The sequence below is a fragment of the Agrobacterium sp. 22117 genome, assembly GCF_052045735.1.
Lineage (GTDB): Bacteria > Pseudomonadota > Alphaproteobacteria > Rhizobiales > Rhizobiaceae > Agrobacterium > Agrobacterium cavarae.
Map to the genome: position 1 here is coordinate 117,160 of NZ_JBQEPP010000001.1, position 18,547 is coordinate 135,706.

The 18,547-nt window shown below is 60.1% G+C and carries 17 protein-coding genes and 1 other RNA gene; 13 read left to right on the plus strand and 5 right to left on the minus strand.

Annotated elements, in window-relative coordinates:
* Positions 1-50: 50 nt before the first annotated feature.
* On the minus strand, positions 51-635 hold the full coding sequence (locus tag ACTJKV_RS00575; RefSeq protein ID WP_062443174.1) for a c-type cytochrome: 585 nt from the start codon (positions 633-635) through the stop codon (positions 51-53).
* Positions 636-785: 150 nt separating this feature from the next.
* Here ACTJKV_RS00575 and ACTJKV_RS00580 point away from each other — a divergent pair, with 150 nt between their 5' ends.
* Both ACTJKV_RS00580 and ACTJKV_RS00585 read left to right on the plus strand, forming a co-directional pair.
* On the plus strand, positions 786-1,541 hold the full coding sequence (locus ACTJKV_RS00580) for a 3-deoxy-manno-octulosonate cytidylyltransferase (RefSeq protein ID WP_113266371.1): 756 nt from the start codon (positions 786-788) through the stop codon (positions 1,539-1,541).
* 10 nt (positions 1,542-1,551) lie between these two features.
* Positions 1,552-2,412, plus strand: coding sequence for a prephenate dehydratase (locus tag ACTJKV_RS00585; RefSeq protein WP_062599145.1), 861 nt, complete (start codon positions 1,552-1,554; stop codon positions 2,410-2,412).
* Between the two features lie 96 nt (positions 2,413-2,508).
* On the opposite strand, the gene nudC is transcribed toward ACTJKV_RS00585, so the two are convergent.
* Positions 2,509-3,477 (minus strand): NAD(+) diphosphatase, encoded by a 969-nt coding sequence (nudC, locus tag ACTJKV_RS00590; RefSeq protein ID WP_113272923.1) that lies wholly within the window; start codon positions 3,475-3,477, stop codon positions 2,509-2,511.
* Positions 3,477-3,881 (minus strand): HIT domain-containing protein, encoded by a 405-nt coding sequence (locus tag ACTJKV_RS00595; RefSeq protein WP_112358173.1) that lies wholly within the window; start codon positions 3,879-3,881, stop codon positions 3,477-3,479. Before ACTJKV_RS00595 ends, nudC begins: the two co-directional genes overlap by 1 nt.
* Positions 3,882-4,013: 132 nt before the next feature.
* On the opposite strand from ACTJKV_RS00595, the gene ffs reads away from it, so the two are divergent.
* The 3 genes from ffs (at position 4,014) to ACTJKV_RS00610 (ending at position 6,462) form a co-directional block, all read left to right on the plus strand.
* Positions 4,014-4,110: signal recognition particle sRNA small type (gene ffs, locus ACTJKV_RS00600), an RNA gene on the plus strand.
* Positions 4,111-4,188: 78 nt separating this feature from the next.
* On the plus strand, positions 4,189-6,063 hold the full coding sequence (locus ACTJKV_RS00605; protein WP_440598379.1) for a DNA polymerase III subunit gamma/tau: 1,875 nt from the start codon (positions 4,189-4,191) through the stop codon (positions 6,061-6,063).
* A gap of 75 nt (positions 6,064-6,138) precedes the next feature.
* Positions 6,139-6,462: a YbaB/EbfC family nucleoid-associated protein gene (locus ACTJKV_RS00610; RefSeq protein WP_274101022.1), complete on the plus strand. Its 324-nt coding sequence runs from the start codon at positions 6,139-6,141 to the stop codon at positions 6,460-6,462.
* A 40-nt stretch (positions 6,463-6,502) separates the two neighbouring features.
* On the opposite strand, the gene ACTJKV_RS00615 is transcribed toward ACTJKV_RS00610, so the two are convergent.
* Positions 6,503-7,114, minus strand: coding sequence for an MOSC domain-containing protein (locus tag ACTJKV_RS00615; protein WP_274101021.1), 612 nt, complete (start codon positions 7,112-7,114; stop codon positions 6,503-6,505).
* Between the two features lie 58 nt (positions 7,115-7,172).
* On the opposite strand from ACTJKV_RS00615, the gene recR reads away from it, so the two are divergent.
* Both recR and ACTJKV_RS00625 read left to right on the plus strand, forming a co-directional pair.
* Positions 7,173-7,778, plus strand: a complete 606-nt coding sequence (gene recR, locus ACTJKV_RS00620) for a recombination mediator RecR (RefSeq protein ID WP_062427187.1) — start codon at positions 7,173-7,175, stop codon at positions 7,776-7,778.
* A 26-nt stretch (positions 7,779-7,804) separates the two neighbouring features.
* Entirely contained in the window at positions 7,805-9,070 is a 1,266-nt protein-coding gene (locus ACTJKV_RS00625) for a lytic murein transglycosylase (RefSeq protein WP_440598380.1), read from the plus strand.
* Positions 9,071-9,106: 36 nt separating this feature from the next.
* Here ACTJKV_RS00625 and ACTJKV_RS00630 read toward each other — a convergent pair whose 3' ends face one another.
* Positions 9,107-10,735, minus strand: coding sequence for an MFS transporter (locus tag ACTJKV_RS00630; protein WP_062427320.1), 1,629 nt, complete (start codon positions 10,733-10,735; stop codon positions 9,107-9,109).
* A 286-nt stretch (positions 10,736-11,021) separates the two neighbouring features.
* Here ACTJKV_RS00630 and rimP point away from each other — a divergent pair, with 286 nt between their 5' ends.
* From rimP to truB, 6 genes are all read left to right on the plus strand, one after another.
* A complete protein-coding gene (gene rimP, locus ACTJKV_RS00635) occupies positions 11,022-11,606 on the plus strand; it encodes a ribosome maturation factor RimP (RefSeq protein ID WP_062443144.1) in 585 nt (194 codons plus the stop codon).
* 62 nt (positions 11,607-11,668) lie between these two features.
* Positions 11,669-13,273: a transcription termination factor NusA gene (gene nusA, locus ACTJKV_RS00640; RefSeq protein ID WP_062443141.1), complete on the plus strand. Its 1,605-nt coding sequence runs from the start codon at positions 11,669-11,671 to the stop codon at positions 13,271-13,273.
* Complete coding sequence (locus ACTJKV_RS00645; RefSeq protein ID WP_062427182.1) at positions 13,270-13,962, plus strand: RNA-binding protein; 693 nt, start codon at positions 13,270-13,272, stop codon at positions 13,960-13,962. The genes nusA and ACTJKV_RS00645 overlap by 4 nt, the downstream gene beginning before the upstream one ends.
* Before the next feature lie 101 nt (positions 13,963-14,063).
* A complete protein-coding gene (gene infB / locus ACTJKV_RS00650; RefSeq protein ID WP_274101019.1) occupies positions 14,064-16,802 on the plus strand; it encodes a translation initiation factor IF-2 in 2,739 nt (912 codons plus the stop codon).
* A gap of 181 nt (positions 16,803-16,983) precedes the next feature.
* A complete protein-coding gene (gene rbfA / locus ACTJKV_RS00655) occupies positions 16,984-17,400 on the plus strand; it encodes a 30S ribosome-binding factor RbfA (protein ID WP_440598381.1) in 417 nt (138 codons plus the stop codon).
* 3 nt (positions 17,401-17,403) lie between these two features.
* The gene (gene truB, locus ACTJKV_RS00660) at positions 17,404-18,336 is read left to right on the plus strand and encodes a tRNA pseudouridine(55) synthase TruB (RefSeq protein ID WP_062427179.1); all 933 of its coding nucleotides are present in this window, start codon (positions 17,404-17,406) and stop codon (positions 18,334-18,336) included.
* Positions 18,337-18,547: the final 211 nt, after the last annotated feature.

Here is an 18,547-nt window from a genome sequence, read left to right on the forward strand (position 1 = left end):
CCGAAGGCACAAAAAAGCCCGGTCGCCCGGGCTTTTGAAATTCATGCTGGTTAGTTCGTCGGCATCGGTGCCGCAGGTGCATTTGGATCCGGCAGCGGGGCCGGATTGTCGGACAGCGTGCGCAAATAGGCGATGAGATCGGCGCGCTCTGTTTCCTTCTTGATGCCTGCAAAGCCCATGGCCGTGCCAGGGACATGCTTCTTCGGTGCTTCGATGAAGTAGCTCAAGTGATCGTAGTCCCACTTCTCGGAGCTACCCTTGGAGAAATCCTTCATGCCAGCGGAATAGCTGAAGCCTGCGTGGCTGGCGATCGGGCGGTTGACCACGTCGAAGAGGTTAGGGCCGACTTTATTGGGGCCGCCCTTGTCCCCGGTGTGACAGCTCGTGCATTTCTTGAACACGGTTTCGCCCTTGGCGGCATCGGCAGTTGCAAGAAGCTTGGCAATCGGTGTTGCAGGCGCCTCGGCTGCGCCTCCGGCGGCCTCGCCTGCACCGGATGTCTCTGCAACGATCGTATAGCCTTCCTTTTCCGGGGCAGCGGAATGGAAAATTGCGTCCGAGGCTATTGATACCGTCATAAGGACGAAGATCGTGCCAAGAAACGCACCGACCGCCATATTAACCCGTGAATTCATTGATTTGCGCTCCCTCACAACCGTTTGCATGAAACGGGCATCTTGAAATTGCGTGAAAGCTATGGCTTTTGCACAGCCTGCGCAACTTGAATATGCTCTCCGCCCCCGTGACGTATTGCCACTTTTCCGGCGGAATTTGAAGGGTGTCGGATGAATAATCGAAATTTCGAAAAAGCTATCGTGCTTATTCCCGCACGAATGGCCTCGACCCGCCTTCCGGGCAAGCCTTTGGCCGACATTAACGGCAAGCCGATGATCGTTCAGGTTGCCTTGCGCGCCCGCGAAGCAGGCGCCGAACGCATCGTTGTCGCGGTGGATGACGAGCGCGTTTTCGACGCGGTCAGGTCGGCCGGTTTCGATGTCATCATGACCCGGAACGATCACCAATCCGGCTCCGACCGCATCTACGAAGCCTTGCAAAAGGCCGATCCGGAGGGCCGCGCCGAATTCGTCATCAATGTTCAAGGCGATCTTCCGACCATTGAGCCGGAAACGATTCGCGCCTCGCTGCTGCCGATGGACAATCCTGAGGTCGATATCGCCACCCTGACCGTGCCGATCACCGACGAGGATGAAAAGACCAATCCGAGCATCGTCAAGATCGTCGGCAGCCCGCTTTCGCAAACCCGTCTTCGTGCGCTCTATTTTACGCGCGCGACGGCGCCCTATGGCAACGGACCGCTCTACCATCATATTGGGCTCTACACCTATCGGCGTGCCGCGCTGGAGAAATTCGTGTCACTGAAGCCGTCCGTGCTTGAGCTGCGCGAGAGCCTCGAACAGTTGCGCGCACTGGAAGCCGGCATGCGGATCGATGCGGAGATCGTGCGCTCCATTCCACTCGGCGTCGACACCCAGCCGCAGCTTGAGACCGCCCGCAAGATCCTTGCCAACAGACAGAATTGAAGATCGTACCATGACCAGCAGCAATCGCATTGCCTTCCAGGGCGAATATGGCGCAAATTCCGACATGGCCTCTCGCGATGTCTTTCCGGATATGGACCCGCTGCCGTGCCCGACCTTCGAAGATGCGTTCAATGCGCTGGAAAATGGCGACGCCGATCTGGCGATGATCCCGATCGAAAACACACTGGCCGGACGCGTGGCAGATATTCATCACCTGCTTCCGGAATCGCGCCTGCACATCATCGGCGAATATTTCATGCCGATCCGCTTCCAGCTGATGGTGCTGCCCGGTGTGCAGAAGGATGAGATCAAGACGGTCCACAGCCATATCCACGCCCTCGGCCAGTGCCGCAAGATCATTCGCTCCAACGGCTGGAAGGCGGTTGTTGCAGGCGATACCGCCGGCGCTGCAAAGCTGGTGTCGGAAAAGGGCGATCGTAGCATGGCAGCTCTCGCGCCCCGCTTGGCCTCGTCGCTTTACGGACTGGATATTCTTGCTGAGAATGTCGAGGACTCCGAAAACAACGTCACCCGATTCGTCGTGTTGTCGCGCGATGAGCAATGGGTGAAGCGCACCACGCCACAGGACGTGATCGTCACCACCTTCGTCTTCAATGTCCGCAATATTCCGGCAGCGCTCTATAAGGCCATGGGTGGCTTTGCCACCAACGGCATCAATATGACGAAGCTCGAAAGCTACCAGATCGGCGGCAAGTTCGTCGCGACGCAGTTTTACGCCGATATCGAAGGCCATCCTGAGGACGAGCCGGTCCGGCATGCACTGGAAGAGCTGAAGTTCTTCTCCGAGAAGGTCCGCATTCTCGGTGTCTATAAGGGCCACGCCATGCGCGGCAATTTCAACACCGTCTAACAGTCGATCCAGGAATGCCGTTGGCCGCCTGCGAATGTCAAACCAGCGGCAATTCCTGAACAGACTACGATCCTCTTATGGTCGGGCGGAGAGCGCTTAAGCCGCGCCGTCCCACTCGATCCAGTCGCGCATCAGCCGATGGGCTATGGCACCTTTCGGTGGCGGTAACTGACCATTGGCCCCCGTCATCTGCAGAAGTTCCGCGACCTCCTCACGGGTAAACCAGCGGCAATCCTCCAGCTCCGCATCGTCACGTCTGATGTCGAAGGACAGCGCTTCAGCAAAGCAGCCGATCATCAGCGTGTGGGGCATCGGCCATGGCTGTGAGGCATGGTAGCGAACGCGCCCGACCTCAATGGCGGATTCTTCCCGCGTCTCGCGACGCACGGCGTTTTCGATCGTCTCGCCGGGCTCCACGAAGCCCGCGAGGCAGGAATACATGCCCGGCGGAAAATGCGCGCCGCGACCGAGCAGGCAAAGGTCCCGCTCCAGATCGATCGTCAGCATGATGACGACGGGATCGGTGCGCGGAAAGATCGTGTGGCCGCAGCCGGAACAGATGCGCTTATAGCCACCAATCCGAAGCTCCATCTGGTCGCCGCAGCGACCGCAGAATTTGTTGTCGGCGTTCCAGTTCACAAGGCTGACAGCTTGCGCCACTTCGCCCAACAGTTCCTCTCCGATCAACTGGTCGCGATAGAGCGTGCGCGCATCCGCTGCCTTATAGTGGCTGGCAAGCGCCTCTTCGGCAATCTTGACCGGAACGGCGACACGCGGTTCGCCATTTTCTCTGTAGCCCAGTAGAATCGCCTGATCGAAATCGGGATCGAGCTCCGCCAGTTCATAGGCGGCAAACAGAGGATCGAGGACCTGATCGTCATGCTTGAGGATCAGCTTGTTGCCGGCAAAGGCCAGAAGATGGGTGCCTTCCACCTTCAAGGCGTCGGCTACACAGGTCTCGTTGCGATTTTCGGCTAGGCGGTCAAGATCGTTTTGCGCAAAGGCCGTCAGAGCGGAGGGTTCGGGATGTGGCGAGGTCGTATCGAAAATGCGATTTGAAGTCATCAGAGTGCGCCAGCCAGTTTCTTTATGAAATCCTGTTTGTCGTGTTCGGCGTAAGGCACTGGGGTTCCCTGTCCCCAGATCGGCCCAGGCCAGCACGGATCGCCTTCGTTACGGGCAATGATATGCACATGGAGTTGGCGGACGATGTTGCCAAGCGCACCGACATTGATTTTCACGGCTCCCGTCAGATCCTTCAGCGCCGAAGCGACAAGGTTGGTCTCAAACGTCAGCACGGCCTGATCGAGTGGGGTGAGGTCGAACAATTCGCTGACATCGTTGCGTTGAGGGACCAGCACCACCCAGGGCCAGCGGCAATCGTTCTGCAGCCGCAACTGGCAAAGGCCAAGCGTGGTAATCAGGACGCTGTCGCGCGCCAGTCTTTCGTCCAGGTGGAATGGGCCCAAGGCATCCTCCCTAAAATGGTCCGCGGTCTTGCGCCGCAGTTCGCGCTTAATAACGAACTGTTTTCACAGAGATAGCAGTTTTTTTAAGGCCTGACTTGCATTTGCTTCTATTATTGCCGATATGTGGCGCCGGGAGGTTGGTGGTGGACGAGCCACTCGCCAACCGGGTCAGGTCCGGAAGGAAGCAGCCCTAACGAGCCAGGCACGGGTCGCCGTGCCAGCCTCCCACCCTTCTTTTTAAGACACGCTCTGCTTCGCCGGGCCAGTTGAGCCTGAAGCGGGCCCCACTTCGAAAACTGGCGAGGCGATGAGCGACACCGGAACCAATATGCCCCAGACAAAAGAGCAGGGTACAGGTTACCGGGTTTTGGCGCGCAAATACCGCCCCAAGGATTTCTCCGATCTGATGGTCGGGCAGGAGCCGATGGTTCGCACGCTGACCAATGCGTTCGAAACCGGCCGTATCGCCCAGGCCTATATGCTGACCGGTGTGCGCGGTGTCGGCAAGACCACCACCGCCCGTATTCTGGCGCGGGCTTTGAACTACAAGACGCCCGAAATCGACAAGCCCACCATCGATCTGCGCATCCCCGGCGAGCATTGCCAGGCGATCATGGAAGGTCGCCATGTCGACGTGATCGAGATGGACGCCGCCTCGCATACGGGTATCGACGATATTCGCGAGATCATCGAGCAGGTGCGTTATCGCCCGGTCTCGGCGCGCTACAAAGTCTACATCATCGACGAAGTGCACATGCTCTCGACGCAGGCGTTCAACGGCCTGTTGAAGACGCTCGAAGAGCCGCCGGAGCACGTGAAGTTCATCTTCGCCACCACCGAAATCCGCAAGGTTCCGATCACTGTTCTGTCGCGCTGCCAGCGTTTCGATCTTCGCCGCATCAGCGCCGCCGACCTTGTGGGACTGTTCACGGCGATCGCATCCAAGGAAGGTTTCGAGGCCGAGCCGCAGGCGCTGTCGATGATTGCGCGCGCAGCCGAAGGCTCGGCGCGTGACGGTCTCTCGCTGCTCGATCAGGCGATCGCCCATGGCAGCGGCCGCGTCGAGGCCGATGCGGTGCGTGGCATGCTGGGTCTTGCCGATCGCGCCCGCATCGTTGATCTCTTCCAGCACATCATCAAGGGCGATGTGGCATCCGCGCTCTCCGAATTCAACGCGCAGTATGAAGCGGGCGCAAGCCCCGTGGTCGTCCTGAACGATCTCGCCGATTTCACCCATCTCGTGACGCGCATGAAATATGTGCCGGATGCGGTAGAAGATCCGTCGCTTTCGGAGGTCGAGCGGGTTCGCGGTGCCGAATTTGCCGAAAGTGTCGCCGTCTCTACCCTTTCTCGTATCTGGCAGATGTTGCTGAAGGGTATTCCGGAAGCGGAGAATGCCTCGCGCCCTGCCGGTGCTGCCGAAATGGTATTGATCCGCCTATCGCATGCCGCCAATTTGCCGGCGCCGGAAGATGCGGCCCGCCGTCTGGAAGAGCTTTCAAACGGTGCTGGCGCCATGCCGAATGGCGGTCCCGCCGGTGGTGGCGGCAATGGTAATGGTGGCGGCGCGCGCGCCTATGGCACGACGCAAGCTGTCGCTTCGGCGCAGACATCGCCTCAGATGCAATCCGCACCCCAGCCGACCGCCATGCTGCGCGCCGTGCCTGACAGCCGCCCGCAGGACATGCAGGTTGCAGCGCCTCGTACCGAAGAGCGCCCTGAGCCCAGGGTGCCGGTCACATCGGTGCAGGACATCGCCGATCTGGCGCAGAAAAATCGCGATCCCGTCATGCGCGCCAAGGTTCGCAACTTCGTGCGTCTGGTTAAGATCGAGCCCGGCCGTCTCGACATGCGCCTTGGTGAAGGTGCTCCGGGCTCGCTTCCGGGCGAACTCGGCGTCAAGCTGAAGGAATGGACGGGCATCCACTGGATCGTCAGCCTCAGCAAGGACGAGGGCGAGCCGACGCTCGTGGAAGCGGAAGGCAATGCGCGTAATGCTCGCTTGGTCGACGCGCGGCAGGATCCGGATGTTGCGGCAATCCTCGCTCAGTTTCCCGGCGCGAAGATCACCGACGTTCGCATTCGCGCCCCCGTGCAGGAAGAGATCGAAGATACCGCGCCGCCTTCCGTGGCTGAATCCAGCGAAGGCGACATTCTTCCCGGCGACGATATCGAGTTTTGAACAAAGCGGCGAAGGCGACGATGCCGACCGCGTTCGCATCATCCGCCCCAACAACGAAAAACAGGAGTTTCAGCCATGCGTGACATTATGGGCATGATGGGCAAGGTCAAGGAAATGCAGGCCAAGATGGAGAAGGTGCAGGAAGAAATTGCCGCACTCGAAGTCCATGGCGCGTCCGGTGGTGGTCTCGTCACCGTGACCCTCAATGGCAAGGGCGAAATGCGCGCCTTGAAGATCGATCCGTCGCTCTTCAAGGAAGACGAAGTCGAAATCCTCGAAGACCTGATCGTCGCAGCCCACAAGGATGCCAAGGAAAAGGGCGAAGCCCAGGCACAGGAAAAGATGGCTGGCCTGACCGCTGGCCTGCCCATCCCGCCCGGCATGAAGTTCCCGTTCTAAAAAACCTGCGTCGGCCTTGGGCGACGCAAGCCAATAAGACTTAGGCGATCATCGCGCGAAAGCGGCTGGCAAGGGGCGTGTCGAGAAAAGCGGCACGCTCTTCCTGCGTCAGGCGGTTGGGCCGAAAACGCTGCAGGATGACCGGGATCGGAAGTTTCGTTCCGTTATAGGGTGTGAAGGTCACGCTCTCTCCGGCTTCTATCATGCCTGATTGGAGCACCCGGCAGTAAAATCCGGGATGACCGGCATTGCGAAAGCGCCGGGCAAATTGCGGGTCGCCAACGCGCGCTGTGAGCGTGGCGCAGGGTATGCGCGCGGCGGTGACTTCCAGCGTGACCTGTTGGAGCCCTAGCCGATCGCCGACGCAGAGCGTGGCGCTGTCGATGCCTTCGATCACCAGGTTCTCGCCGAAGAATCCGGGCTCGACGGCGTGGCCAAGATCATTTACCCAGAAGTCGAGATCGCCCGAACCCATGGCATAGATCGCCTGGTCCGGCCCGCCGTGATGCTTGCGGTTACAGACGGCATCACCGACGATCCCTTGCGCATCGACCATTACAGGCCCACTTAGCGCGTGCTTGAAGATGCCGGTCTTGGATGTCTTGCCGGGGAGCGTTTGCGCATCCGCGCGACAAATCGCCTGAATTTTCATGAGATGCCTTTCGCGCTTCGCGATTCCCGTTCAACGATTAATGCAGTAGAAACGCTCCATGGCAAAACGAGTCACCGGTCCTGAAATCGAAAAACTGATCCAGCTTCTGGCAAAGGTGCCGGGACTTGGCCCCCGCTCTGCGCGCCGCGCGGCGCTGCACCTCATCAAGAAGAAGGAGCAGTTGCTGGGTCCCCTTGGACATGCCATGGACGAAGCCTATCACAAGGTCAAGATCTGCTCCTGCTGCGGTAATGTCGATACGATCGATCCCTGCACGGTCTGCTCCGATGTGCAGCGCGACCAGGCGGTGATCATCGTGGTGGAAGACGTGTCCGATCTCTGGGCGCTGGAGCGGGCAGGGGCGATGAACACGGCATACCACGTGCTGGGCGGTACGCTCTCGCCGCTGGATGGTGTCGGCCCGGAAGATCTCAACATCAAGGGCCTGATCGACAGGGTCAGTGTCGGCGGCATTCGCGAGCTGATCATCGCCGTCAACGCCACTGTCGAGGGCCAGGCGACCGCACATTACATCACCGACCGTCTGACCGACCTTGGCGTCAAGATCACCCGCCTTGCCCACGGCGTGCCGGTTGGCGGCGAGCTGGACTATCTCGACGAAGGTACGTTGACCGCGGCGCTTCGCGCCCGCACGGCAATTTGAACTCACTTAAAGACTAAGGAGACCGAATGCGCGCTCACACCATCGGCCTTGCACTTGCCGCCGCTATTTCTCTTCTCTCATCTGGCACCGCCTCGGCGCAGGCTGTTCCGACGGGGGCTGCTGCCGCGAAATATGACGCGGAGTTCAATGCCTGGCTGAAGCGGGAAATCTGGCCGGAGGCGCGCAAAGCCGGCGTGTCGCAAAAAACGCTCGAGGCAGCGCTCACCGGCTTGTCGATCAATTGGAAGCTGCCGGATGTCCTGGTGCCTGGGCAGAAGCCGCCGAAGGAGCAGGCCCAGAGCCAGGCCGAGTTCTCTTCTCCCGGCGCATATTTTTCTGAAAAACGTCTGCAGGGTCTGGCAGCAACGGGTCGCTCGCTTGCTGCCACCCACGCGGCGACGCTTAAGCGCATCGAAGCCACCTATGGCGTCCCGGGCAACATCGTCGTTGCGATCTGGGGCCGCGAGTCCGGTTTCGGTCGCGCGAAGCTGCCAAATTCCGTCATCGATGTACTGGCCACCAAGGCCTATGCCTCGACTCGCAAAGAGATGTTTCGCGCCGAGCTGATCGACGCGCTGAAGATCGCCGAAAGCGGTGACGTGCCGCCCTCGCGGATGATGGGCTCATGGGCCGGAGCCCTCGGCCAACCGCAATTCATGCCGTCGAGCTATTTGAAATACGCCGTCGATTTCGATGGTGACGGCCATCGCGATATCTGGAATTCGGTACCGGACGCGTTGGCATCCATCGCCAACTATCTATCCAAACGCGGCTGGCAAAGAGATCGCGATTGGGGCTTTGAGGTTTCCATACCAGACAATGTTTCCTGCGCGCAGGAAGGCCCGGATCTGGCAAAGCCTGTGTCGCAATGGGCGAAGATGGGAATCACTCACGTCTCTGGAAAAGGTTTTCCATCCAACGACTTGAGCGCTGACGGCATGATGCTGGTTCCCGCTGGTCGCCACGGCCCGGAATTCGTCGTGACGCCGAATTTCTACGTCATCAAGGAATATAACAACTCCGACCTCTACGCGCTTTTCATCGGCAATCTCGCCGACCGTATCGCTTATGCCGCAGGCCCGTTCCAGGCGGAGTGGGGCAATGTCGGCTCCATGCTGCGCTCCGACGTGCTCGCCATGCAGAAGGCGCTGGTCGCCAAAGGCTATGATGTCGGCAAGGCGGATGGGCTTGCAGGCTTCAAGACCCGCCGTTCATTGGGCGATTGGCAGGCCAAGAATGGTCTGAAGCCAACCTGCTTCCCTGATGCGTCGTTGAAATCAAAGCTAAGGTAAGCCCGGCATAGTGCTTGAGTAGTGCGGCCGATCCACTCAATGCGGATCGATATGGGCCTTGTGGAAAATATCGTCCTGCGGCGGGATGGCCTGCCGTTCGATCATCCGGTGGACGCGCGGGCGGGTCTTGCCCTTGTGCAGCGTCAGGATGCGATCCCAGCTTTCCGCATCGGCCTGGGTTCGCCGGTGGTTGTGGCGGACATATTCCACCCATGTCGGCACGTGATAGATTTCCGTCCAGACGTCCGGGTTTTCGAGGTCTCGCATCAGGCTCCAGTTACGTGCGCCATCCCGAATGCGGATGCGGCGGCGCTCGGCCATGATCGCCATGAACTCTGGTAGATCGGCATCGTCGATCTCGTAATCCACCATGATCGCGATCGGGCCGCTGCGCGGCTTCACATCCAGTCGCAGCGGCGGCTCGACGAAGCGGTTCAGCGGATCGAGGTTCAGCGAGGCGAAGGCCGGCATGGTGAGCTTGAAGCCGACGACGACGCCGAGCAGCATCAGCACGCAGGAACAGAGAAGCGAGAAGGTGAGCCCATGATCTTCCGCAAGCGAACCCCACAGCCAACTGCCGACGGCGATGCCGCCGAAGGTCAGTGTCTGGTAGAGCGAGAGTGCGCGACCCACCACCCAACGTGGGGTCGAAAGCTGCACGATCGTGTTGAAGAGGGACAGCGCCAGAACCCAGCTTGCCCCCGAGATCGTCAGGAAGATGCTGGTGATGATGGCGTTGGTGCTGATCGCCGTCACACCGGCACTCAGCGCAAAGCCGAGAAAGGCGACGCGGACGATCCATTCGCTGCTCAGCATTTCGCGCAGCCTCGCGCTGATCAGCGCGCCACCAATCGCGCCGACGCCGAAGGCACCGAGCATGATACCATAGGTCAACGGACCGCCTTCGACGAGATCGCGCGCCACCAGCGGCATCAGTGCGAGGATGGCACTCGCCGAAAGGCCGAAGAGAAAGCCGCGCACCAGCACCTTGCCGATATTAGGCGACATCGCCACATAACGCATGCCGGCGGAAATGGCGGCCAGGAGCTGCTCGCGCGGCAGCGTGGAATTGTTCTTAGGTGGCTGCCATTTGAACAGCGCATAGATCAGCGTGAAGTAGCTGAGCGCATTGACGAGGAAGGCTGCGGCAGCACCCGCCGCCGCAACGATCACGCCGCCAATGGCGGGGCCGACGCTGCGCGTGATGTTGAAGCCGACACTGTTGAGCGTCACCGCCGCGGGCAGGTCTTCCCGGGGGACCATCTCGCCAACCGACGCCTGCCAGGACGGGTTGTTCAGCGCCGTTCCGCAGCCGATCATGAAGGTGAAGAACAGGAGCAGCCAGGGCGTCAGCAGGTCGGCCCAGGCAAAGACCGTCAACATTATCGAGGCGATCAACATCAGGAACTGCGCCGAAAGCATGATCCGGCGCCGGTCGAAGCTGTCGGCAAGCGCACCGGAGATGAGCGAGAACAGCATGATCGGCAGCGAGGTGGAGGCCTGCACCAGCGCGATCATGTTTTCCGAGGTCGAAAGCGCGGTCATCATCCATGCGGCACCCACCGCCTGGATCAGTCCGCCGAAGTTGGACGCGATGCTGGCGAACCAGATGCGCTTGTAGGTCGGGTGCCGGAGTGGCGCGAGTGGCGATTGACGGTCGGGCACGAGCGATCCAATTGATTTCAACTGCTGTTCAGGCAGAAAGTACTATAAAGGTCGGTGGTGGTGACACCACCCATTCAAACGCCGCAAAGGTAAAATTGTGGCGGAAAAAATCGAATATTCGGATTTGCGCCGCAAACCTTGCAATTCCGGCCCGAAGGGTTTATATCCGGTTTCAAATTCTTGATCGTCTGATGAAGAGTGGGGTCCCCAAGGCCCCGCTCTTTTTCGTTAGGCGGATTGTCAAACCGGAGCAGATGTTCCGCTTGAGGAAGACCGGAAGAGCATAATGGCAGCAGCCGAACCCAGACTGATAACCGAAACAGGCATCGACCAGCGGATCGCCGAAATCATCGAGCCGATTCTGACCGGAATGGGTTTCGTGCTTGTCAGGGTCCGGCTTTCCAGCCAGAATGGCTCGACATTGCAGATCATGGCCGAACGTGAAGACGGCACCATGACCGTGCAGGACTGCGAAGCCGTCTCGATGGCCATTTCGCCGGTTCTCGATGTGGAAGATCCCGTCGAAAAGGCGTATCATCTGGAAGTGTCCTCGCCCGGCATCGATCGTCCGATGGTTCGCAAGTCCGATTTCGTCCGCTGGCAGGGACATCTCGTCAAGGTCGAGACCTCGATCCTGGTGGACAACCGCAAGCGCTTTCGCGGCAAGATCGCGGAAGTCGATGCGGACAGCTTCAAGCTTGAACGCGACCAGATCGGTTATGGCGAAGAGCCGGTGGTGACGATCCCGTTCAACACGCTGTCGGATGCCAAGCTGGTTTTGACCGACGACCTTATTCGTGACGCGCTAAAGGCGGACAAGCAGGCCAAGGCCGCTGCTGCCAATCAGAACGAAGAAGCAGACGAAGATTGATTTTTTGAGGGGCCTTTCGGGGCCTTACCCCACGCAAACATGCGACTTACGGAGACAAAAAAATGGCAGTGAGTGCTAACCGGCTTGAGCTTCTGCAGATCGCCGATGCTGTGGCGCGCGAAAAGGTCATCGACCGCGAGATCGTGCTTGCCGCAATGGCCGATGCCATCCAGAAGGCCGCCCGTTCGCGTTACGGTTCCGAAACCAACATCCGCGCCGACATCAACTCCAAGACCGGCGAAATCCGCCTGCAGCGTCTTCTGGAAGTGGTCGAGAAGGCCGAAGATTATTCAACCCAGATCCCGCTGGAACTGGCGCGCGACCGCAACCCGGATGCCAAGCTCGGCGACTTCATTGCCGATCCGCTGCCGCCCATGGATTTCGGCCGTATCGCTGCCCAGTCCGCCAAGCAGGTCATCGTCCAGAAGGTGCGTGAAGCCGAGCGTGATCGTCAGTTCGACGAGTTCAAGGATCGCATCGGCGAAATCATCAACGGCACGGTCAAGCGCGTCGAATATGGCAACGTCATCGTCGATCTCGGCCGCGGCGAAGGCATCATCCGTCGTGACGAAATGATCCCGCGCGAAAACCTGCGCTACGGCGATCGCGTCCGCGCTTATGTCTATGACGTTCGTCGCGAACAGCGTGGCCCGCAGATTTTCCTGTCGCGTACCCATCCGCAGTTCATGGTCAAGCTCTTCACCATGGAAGTGCCGGAAATCTACGACGGCATCATCCAGATCAAGTCGGTTGCCCGTGACCCGGGTTCGCGCGCCAAGATCGCCGTGATTTCCAACGACAGCTCGATCGATCCGGTCGGTGCCTGCGTCGGTATGCGCGGTTCGCGCGTTCAGGCTGTCGTCGGCGAGCTTCAGGGCGAAAAGATCGACATCATTCCGTGGAGCCAGGAGCCTGCAAGCTTCATCGTCAACGCTTTGCAGCCTGCGGAAGTGGCCAAGGTCGTTCTGGATGAAGAGTCCGAGCGTATCGAAGTGGTCGTTCCCGACGAGCAGTTGTCGCTTGCGATTGGCCGCCGCGGTCAGAACGTTCGCCTCGCCTCGCAGCTGACCGGCTGGGACATCGACATCATGACGGAGCAGGAAGAGTCCGAGCGTCGTCAGAAGGAATTCAACGAGCGCACCAACCTCTTCATGGAAGCGCTCGACGTCGACGAAATGGTTGGCCAGGTTCTGGCATCGGAAGGCTTCGCCCAGGTCGAAGAACTGGCCTATGTCGAACTGGATGAAATCTCCTCGATCGACGGCTTCGACGAAGACACCGCCGTCGAAATCCAGACGCGCGCCAAGGAGTATCTCGACCGCGTCGAAGCGGAGATGGATGCCAAGCGCAAGGAACTCGGCGTTGCCGACGAACTACGCCAGATCGACGGCCTGACATCGCAGATGATGGTGGCTCTTGGCGAAGATGGCATCAAGACGATCGAGGATTTTGCCGGCTGTGCGGCCGACGACCTCGTCGGCTGGACCGAGCGCAAGGATGGCGAAACCAAGAAATTCGACGGCATCTTCTCCAAGCTCGACGTATCGCGCGTGGAAGCGGAGAACATGGTTCTGCAGGCCCGCCTTCTGGCTGGCTGGATCACCGAGGAAGAACTGGCTGCTGAACAGCAGGCTGCCGAGGAGGCGGATACCGCCGTTGAGGAATGATATCGCAGGCGCATGAACCCGATGCCGGCTCCGATGAGGATCTGGCAGAAGGCAACGTCAATGGACGGATGTGCATTGTAACACGACAGAGCGGATCGCCAGATGAGCTGATCCGCTTCGTCGCAGGCCCGGACGGCAGTGTCGTGCCGGACCTGAAACGCCAATTGCCGGGGCGCGGTTGCTGGGTAACAGCCGAACGCGCTCTGGTGGAAAAGGCGATCGCAAAGAAGCTCTTTGCGCGCGCCTTGAAAACGGACGTCAAGGCTGGGCCGGATCTCCTGGAGATGCTGGACCGGCTGATGACGCAGCAGGTAACGGGCATGATGACCATGGCGCGCAAGGCGGGCCAGTTCATCAGCGGCGCGATGAAGGTCGATGCGGCCGTCCGTTCGGGGCAGGCGCTGGCTGTCTTCCACGCCACCGACGCTGCCGCCGATGGCGTCCGCAAACTGGATCAGGCTCGCAAGGCCTGGGCACTCGGTACGGGTGCCGACGAAATACCGTCCTTCAAGCTCTTCACCGGGGCCGAAATGGACGAACTAATGGGCCAGAATGCTTTTATCCATGCCTGCGCGCTTGCAGGACAGGCGGGTGAAGGTGTAGTGAAGCGCGCAAAGATGCTCGAGCGATATCGCCATGGCGAAAAAGCTCCAGCGGACATTGGCGCTGCCCGGACGGAACGACAATGACGCGGTTATCGGACAACACCGGCCGCCGCGTTCGGATGCAGCTATTGAAAGACAGGGCCTGATGGTGTCATCCGGCTCTCGTCTGTAGGAACGGGAACGGAATGACCGATAACAACGACGACAAGACACTCAACGCACAGCCTAAAAAGACTCTTACCCTCAAGCCGGGCGGGTTGAACCAGGGTACCGTGCGTCAGGACATGGGTCGTGGTCGCACCAACGCAGTTGTCGTGGAGACACGCAAGCGTCGCCCCATGCGTCCTGAAGACGAGAAGCAAGCTGGTGCAGCAGCCGCCGCGGCACCGGTTGCCCAGCAGCCACGCGCAGCAGCACCGGCTGCCGCGCCAGCCCAGCCGCGCCCACAGCAGGCGCAGCCCGCACCTCGTGTACAGCAGAACCATAACCAGCAGCGTCCGCAGCCATCCGCTCAGCCACGCCAGCAGGATCGTCCGCGCGGCAACGTGCTGCACGATCTCTCGGCCGGTGAAATGGAAGCGCGCCGCCGCGCTTTGATGGAAGCCCAGGCGCGTGACGTTGTCGAAGCCAAGCAGCGCGCCGAAGACGAAGCCCGCCGCAAGGTGGAGGAAGAACGCCGCCTCGTCGCCGAGAAGGAAGAAGCCGTCCGTCGCGCCGCCGAAGAAGCGGCTGCTGCAAAGGCTGCTGAAAACGAAGCCCCTGCAAGAGCCGAACAGCCGGCAGCGCCGACAACGACGACCGCACAGCCAGTGCGCCGTGACGTTCGTCCGCAGTCCACGCGTCCGTCGCCCGTAGCAGCAGCACCCGCGCCAGCACCGGAAATGCCCGGTCGTGGTGTTCCGGGCGTTCGCCGCACCGAGAAGGATGATGAGGACGATCGTGGTGCACGCCGTACCGGCATGCCGATGCGCGGCAAGGCACCAGCGCCAGCGCCGGCAAAGCCTGCTGCCCGTTTGAAGACGGAAGAAGAGCGTCGCCGCGGCAAGCTCACGGTTACGTCGAACCTCGACGAAGAGGGTGCACAGCGCGGCCGTTCGCTGGCCTCCATGCGCCGTCGTCAGGAGAAGTTCCGTCGCAGCCAGATGCAGGAAACGCGCGAGAAGATTACCCGCGAAGTCATCCTGCCGGAAACCATCACCATCCAGGAACTGTCGCAGCGCATGTCCGAACGTGCGGTGGACGTCATCAAGTACCTGATGAAGGAAGGCCAGATGATGAAGCCGGGCGACGTCATCGACGCCGATCTGGCCGAACTGATTGCCGGCGAATTCGGCCACACCGTCAAGCGCGTGTCGGAATCGGATATTGAAGAAGGCATCTTCAACGTCGCTGACGTTGCTGGCGACATGGTTTCGCGTCCTCCGGTCGTGACCATCATGGGTCACGTCGACCACGGCAAGACCTCGCTGCTCGACGCCATCCGTCAGGCAAACGTGGTCGCTGGCGAAGCCGGTGGCATCACCCAGCATATCGGTGCCTATCAGGTTGAACAGAACGGCCAGAAGATCACCTTCATCGACACCCCCGGCCACGCCGCCTTCACGGCCATGCGTGCCCGCGGTGCGCAGGCAACCGACATCGCCATCCTGGTGGTTGCGGCTGATGACAGCGTGATGCCGCAGACGATTGAATCGATCAACCACGCCAAGGCGGCCGGCGTGCCGATCATCGTGGCGATCAACAAGATCGACAAGCATGAGGCCAATCCTGAAAAGGTTCGCCAGCAGCTGCTCCAGCACGAAGTCTTCGTGGAATCCATGGGCGGTGAAGTGCTCGACGTGGAAGTGTCGGCCAAGAAGAAGCTCGGTCTCGACAAGCTGCTCGAAGCCATCCTTCTTCAGTCCGAAATTCTCGACCTGAAGGCAGACCCGACCCGTACGGCCGAAGGCACGGTTATCGAAGCCGAGCTCGACCGTGGTCGCGGTGCAGTTGCAACCGTTCTCGTCCAGAAGGGTACGCTGAGGCCTGGCCAGATCATCGTTGCCGGTGATCAGTGGGGCCGTGTCCGTGCGCTCGTCAACGATAAGGGCGAACACGTCAAGGAAGCGGGTCCTGCCATGCCGGTCGAAATTCTCGGCCTGTCCGGCACGCCGTCTGCCGGTGACCGTTTTGCCGTCGTCGAAAGCGAAAGCCGCGCTCGCGAGATTTCCGAATATCGTCAGCGTCTTGCCCGTGACAAGGCCGTTGCTCGCCAGACAGGCCAGCGCGGTTCTCTCGAGCAGATGATGAGCCAGCTACAGACCTCCGGCATGAAGGAGTTCCCGCTGGTCATCAAGGCCGACGTGCAGGGCTCCGTCGAAGCGATCATCGCATCGCTCGACAAACTGGGTACCGACGAAGTCCGCGCACGCATCGTTCATTCGGGCGCTGGCGCGATCACGGAATCGGATGTCTCTCTGGCAGAAGCGTCCAACGCCGCGATCATCGGCTTCAACGTCCGTGCCAATGCCCAGGCCCGTACGGCGTCTGAGCGTGCAGGCATCGAGATCCGCTACTACAACATCATCTACGATCTGGTGGATGACGTGAAGGCAGCCATGTCCGGTCTTCTGTCGCCGGAGCGTCGCGAGACCTTCCTCGGCAATGCCGAAATCCTCGAAGTCTTCAACATCACCAAGGTCGGCAAGGTTGCCGGTTGCCGTGTCGTCGAAGGCAAGGTGGAACGTGGTGCAGGCGTTCGTCTGGTTCGTGACAACGTCGTCATCCACGAAGGCAAGCTCAAGACGCTCAAGCGCTTCAAGGACGAAGTCAGCGAAGTGCCGGTCGGTCAGGAGTGCGGTATGGCCTTCGAGAACTACGAAGACATTCGCGCTGGCGACACGATCGAGTGCTTCCGCGTGGAGCATATTACCAGAACGCTCTAAGCGCTCTGCCTGATTGTATGATTTTAAGAGCGAGCGCTGGCTAACCGGCGCTCGCTGAATTTTAGGATACTCCGACAAGAGGGTCCAATATGGCCTTCCGCCGAGAGTGCTGGAGTGAGAAATTGGGAAGCTGCAAAGCGGCCCGACGGTCTTCTTCCAATTTGCTGAGGCAAGAATAACAATGGCAAAAGCAACTTCATCAGCCCCTTCACAACGCATGCTGCGCGTCGGCGAGCAGGTTCGTGCGGCATTGACGCAAATCCTGCAGCGCGGCGAAGTGCGTGACGATCTTCTCGAAAAGACGGTCATTTCCATTTCGGAAGTGCGCATGTCTCCCGATCTCAAGATCGCGACCGCCTATGTAACACCACTTGGTGTTGCCGATCATACCGAGAGCATCGATGCCTTGAACCGGCATGCGAAGTTCATCCGCGGCAGGCTCGGACCGCATCTGCGCCAGATGAAATACGTTCCGGAAGTCCGCTTCCGCGATGACACCAGCTTCGACAATTATCAGAAGATCGACGCCCTGCTGCGCTCTCCCGAAGTGCAGCGCGATCTTGGATCTTCCAACGAAAAAGACGACGAACAGAACTGAAGAATGTCCAAACCACGCAAACCCAAGGGCCGCCCGGTTTCCGGCTGGCTCATCCTCGACAAGCCGTTTGATTTCGGCTCCACCGAGGCCGTCTCCAAGATCAAATGGCTTTTTAACGCGCAGAAGGCTGGCCACGCCGGTACGCTCGACCCGCTCGCCTCGGGCATGCTGCCGATTGCGCTCGGCGACGCCACCAAGACCGTCCCTTACGTCATGGATGGCCGCAAGATCTATGAATTCACCGTCAGCTGGGGTGAAGAACGCACCACCGACGATATGGAAGGCGAGGTCCTCAACGCCTCCGAAAACCGTCCGAGCGAGCAGGATATTCGCGATCTGCTGCCGAAATATACCGGCACGATCCTGCAGACGCCACCACAGTTCTCCGCCATCAAGATCGCTGGCGAGCGCGCCTATGATCTGGCGCGCGAGGGCGAAGTCGTCGAAATTCCGGCACGTGAGGTCGAGGTTCATCGCCTGACGCTGCTGGCCTGCCCGGATGAAAACACCGCACATTTCGAAGTGGAATGCGGCAAGGGCACCTATGTCCGCGCGCTGGCGCGCGACATGGGTCGTGATCTTGGCTGTTACGGCTTCATTTCCGAACTCCGACGCGCCATGGTCGCACCCTTCGCGGAAGATGCGATGGTGCCACTGGAAAAGCTCACCGAACTGGAGACGATCGAAGACCGCGACGAGCGCCTTGCCGCGCTTGACGCCTATCTCATCGATACGTCCGAAGCGCTTTCGTCACTGCCGCATCTCATCATCAATGATGATCAGGCACACCGCCTGAAGATGGGCAATCCCATCCTCCTGCGCGGACGCGATGCCCCGACGCAGGAATCGGAGGCCTACGCCACCGCGCGCGGCAGGCTGGTGGCGATCGGCGAGATCGGCCAGGGCGAATTCCGCCCCAAGCGCGTCTTCGGCTGACAGCACATCGGCGTCACCTTCTCTCTTGAGGAACGCTCAATCATCATGCCGACGGCCGCGCTGGTCGTCGGCATTTTCATGCGGCTGAAACAGGGTGAGCCGCAGGAAATCCCGTAGAATGTCAATCACCTTTCGAAGCACGACACATCCTCCACGGACCTGTCATTGTGTGACCAAGCCCGTGCCTCTCGTTTCAATCCGCTTTACTTTT

Bases quoted from the DNA above. Each gene is read 5' to 3' on its own strand.
- ACTJKV_RS00625 (WP_440598380.1), top strand. From the start codon at position 7,805: ATGCGCGCTCACACCATCGGCCTTGCACTTGCCGCCGCTATTTCTCTT.
- ACTJKV_RS00610 (WP_274101022.1), top strand. From the start codon at position 6,139: ATGCGTGACATTATGGGCATGATGGGCAAGGTCAAGGAAATGCAGGCC.
- ACTJKV_RS00615 (WP_274101021.1), bottom strand. From the start codon at position 7,114: ATGAAAATTCAGGCGATTTGTCGCGCGGATGCGCAAACGCTCCCCGGC.
- rbfA (WP_440598381.1), top strand. From the start codon at position 16,984: ATGGCAAAAGCAACTTCATCAGCCCCTTCACAACGCATGCTGCGCGTC.
- ACTJKV_RS00585 (WP_062599145.1), top strand. From the start codon at position 1,552: ATGACCAGCAGCAATCGCATTGCCTTCCAGGGCGAATATGGCGCAAAT.
- recR (WP_062427187.1), top strand. From the start codon at position 7,173: ATGGCAAAACGAGTCACCGGTCCTGAAATCGAAAAACTGATCCAGCTT.
- ACTJKV_RS00605 (WP_440598379.1), top strand. From the start codon at position 4,189: ATGAGCGACACCGGAACCAATATGCCCCAGACAAAAGAGCAGGGTACA.
- nudC (WP_113272923.1), bottom strand. From the start codon at position 3,477: ATGACTTCAAATCGCATTTTCGATACGACCTCGCCACATCCCGAACCC.
- nusA (WP_062443141.1), top strand. From the start codon at position 11,669: ATGGCAGTGAGTGCTAACCGGCTTGAGCTTCTGCAGATCGCCGATGCT.
- rimP (WP_062443144.1), top strand. From the start codon at position 11,022: ATGGCAGCAGCCGAACCCAGACTGATAACCGAAACAGGCATCGACCAG.
- ACTJKV_RS00645 (WP_062427182.1), top strand. From the start codon at position 13,270: ATGATATCGCAGGCGCATGAACCCGATGCCGGCTCCGATGAGGATCTG.
- infB (WP_274101019.1), top strand. From the start codon at position 14,064: ATGACCGATAACAACGACGACAAGACACTCAACGCACAGCCTAAAAAG.
- ACTJKV_RS00580 (WP_113266371.1), top strand. From the start codon at position 786: ATGAATAATCGAAATTTCGAAAAAGCTATCGTGCTTATTCCCGCACGA.
- ACTJKV_RS00575 (WP_062443174.1), bottom strand. From the start codon at position 635: ATGAATTCACGGGTTAATATGGCGGTCGGTGCGTTTCTTGGCACGATC.
- truB (WP_062427179.1), top strand. From the start codon at position 17,404: ATGTCCAAACCACGCAAACCCAAGGGCCGCCCGGTTTCCGGCTGGCTC.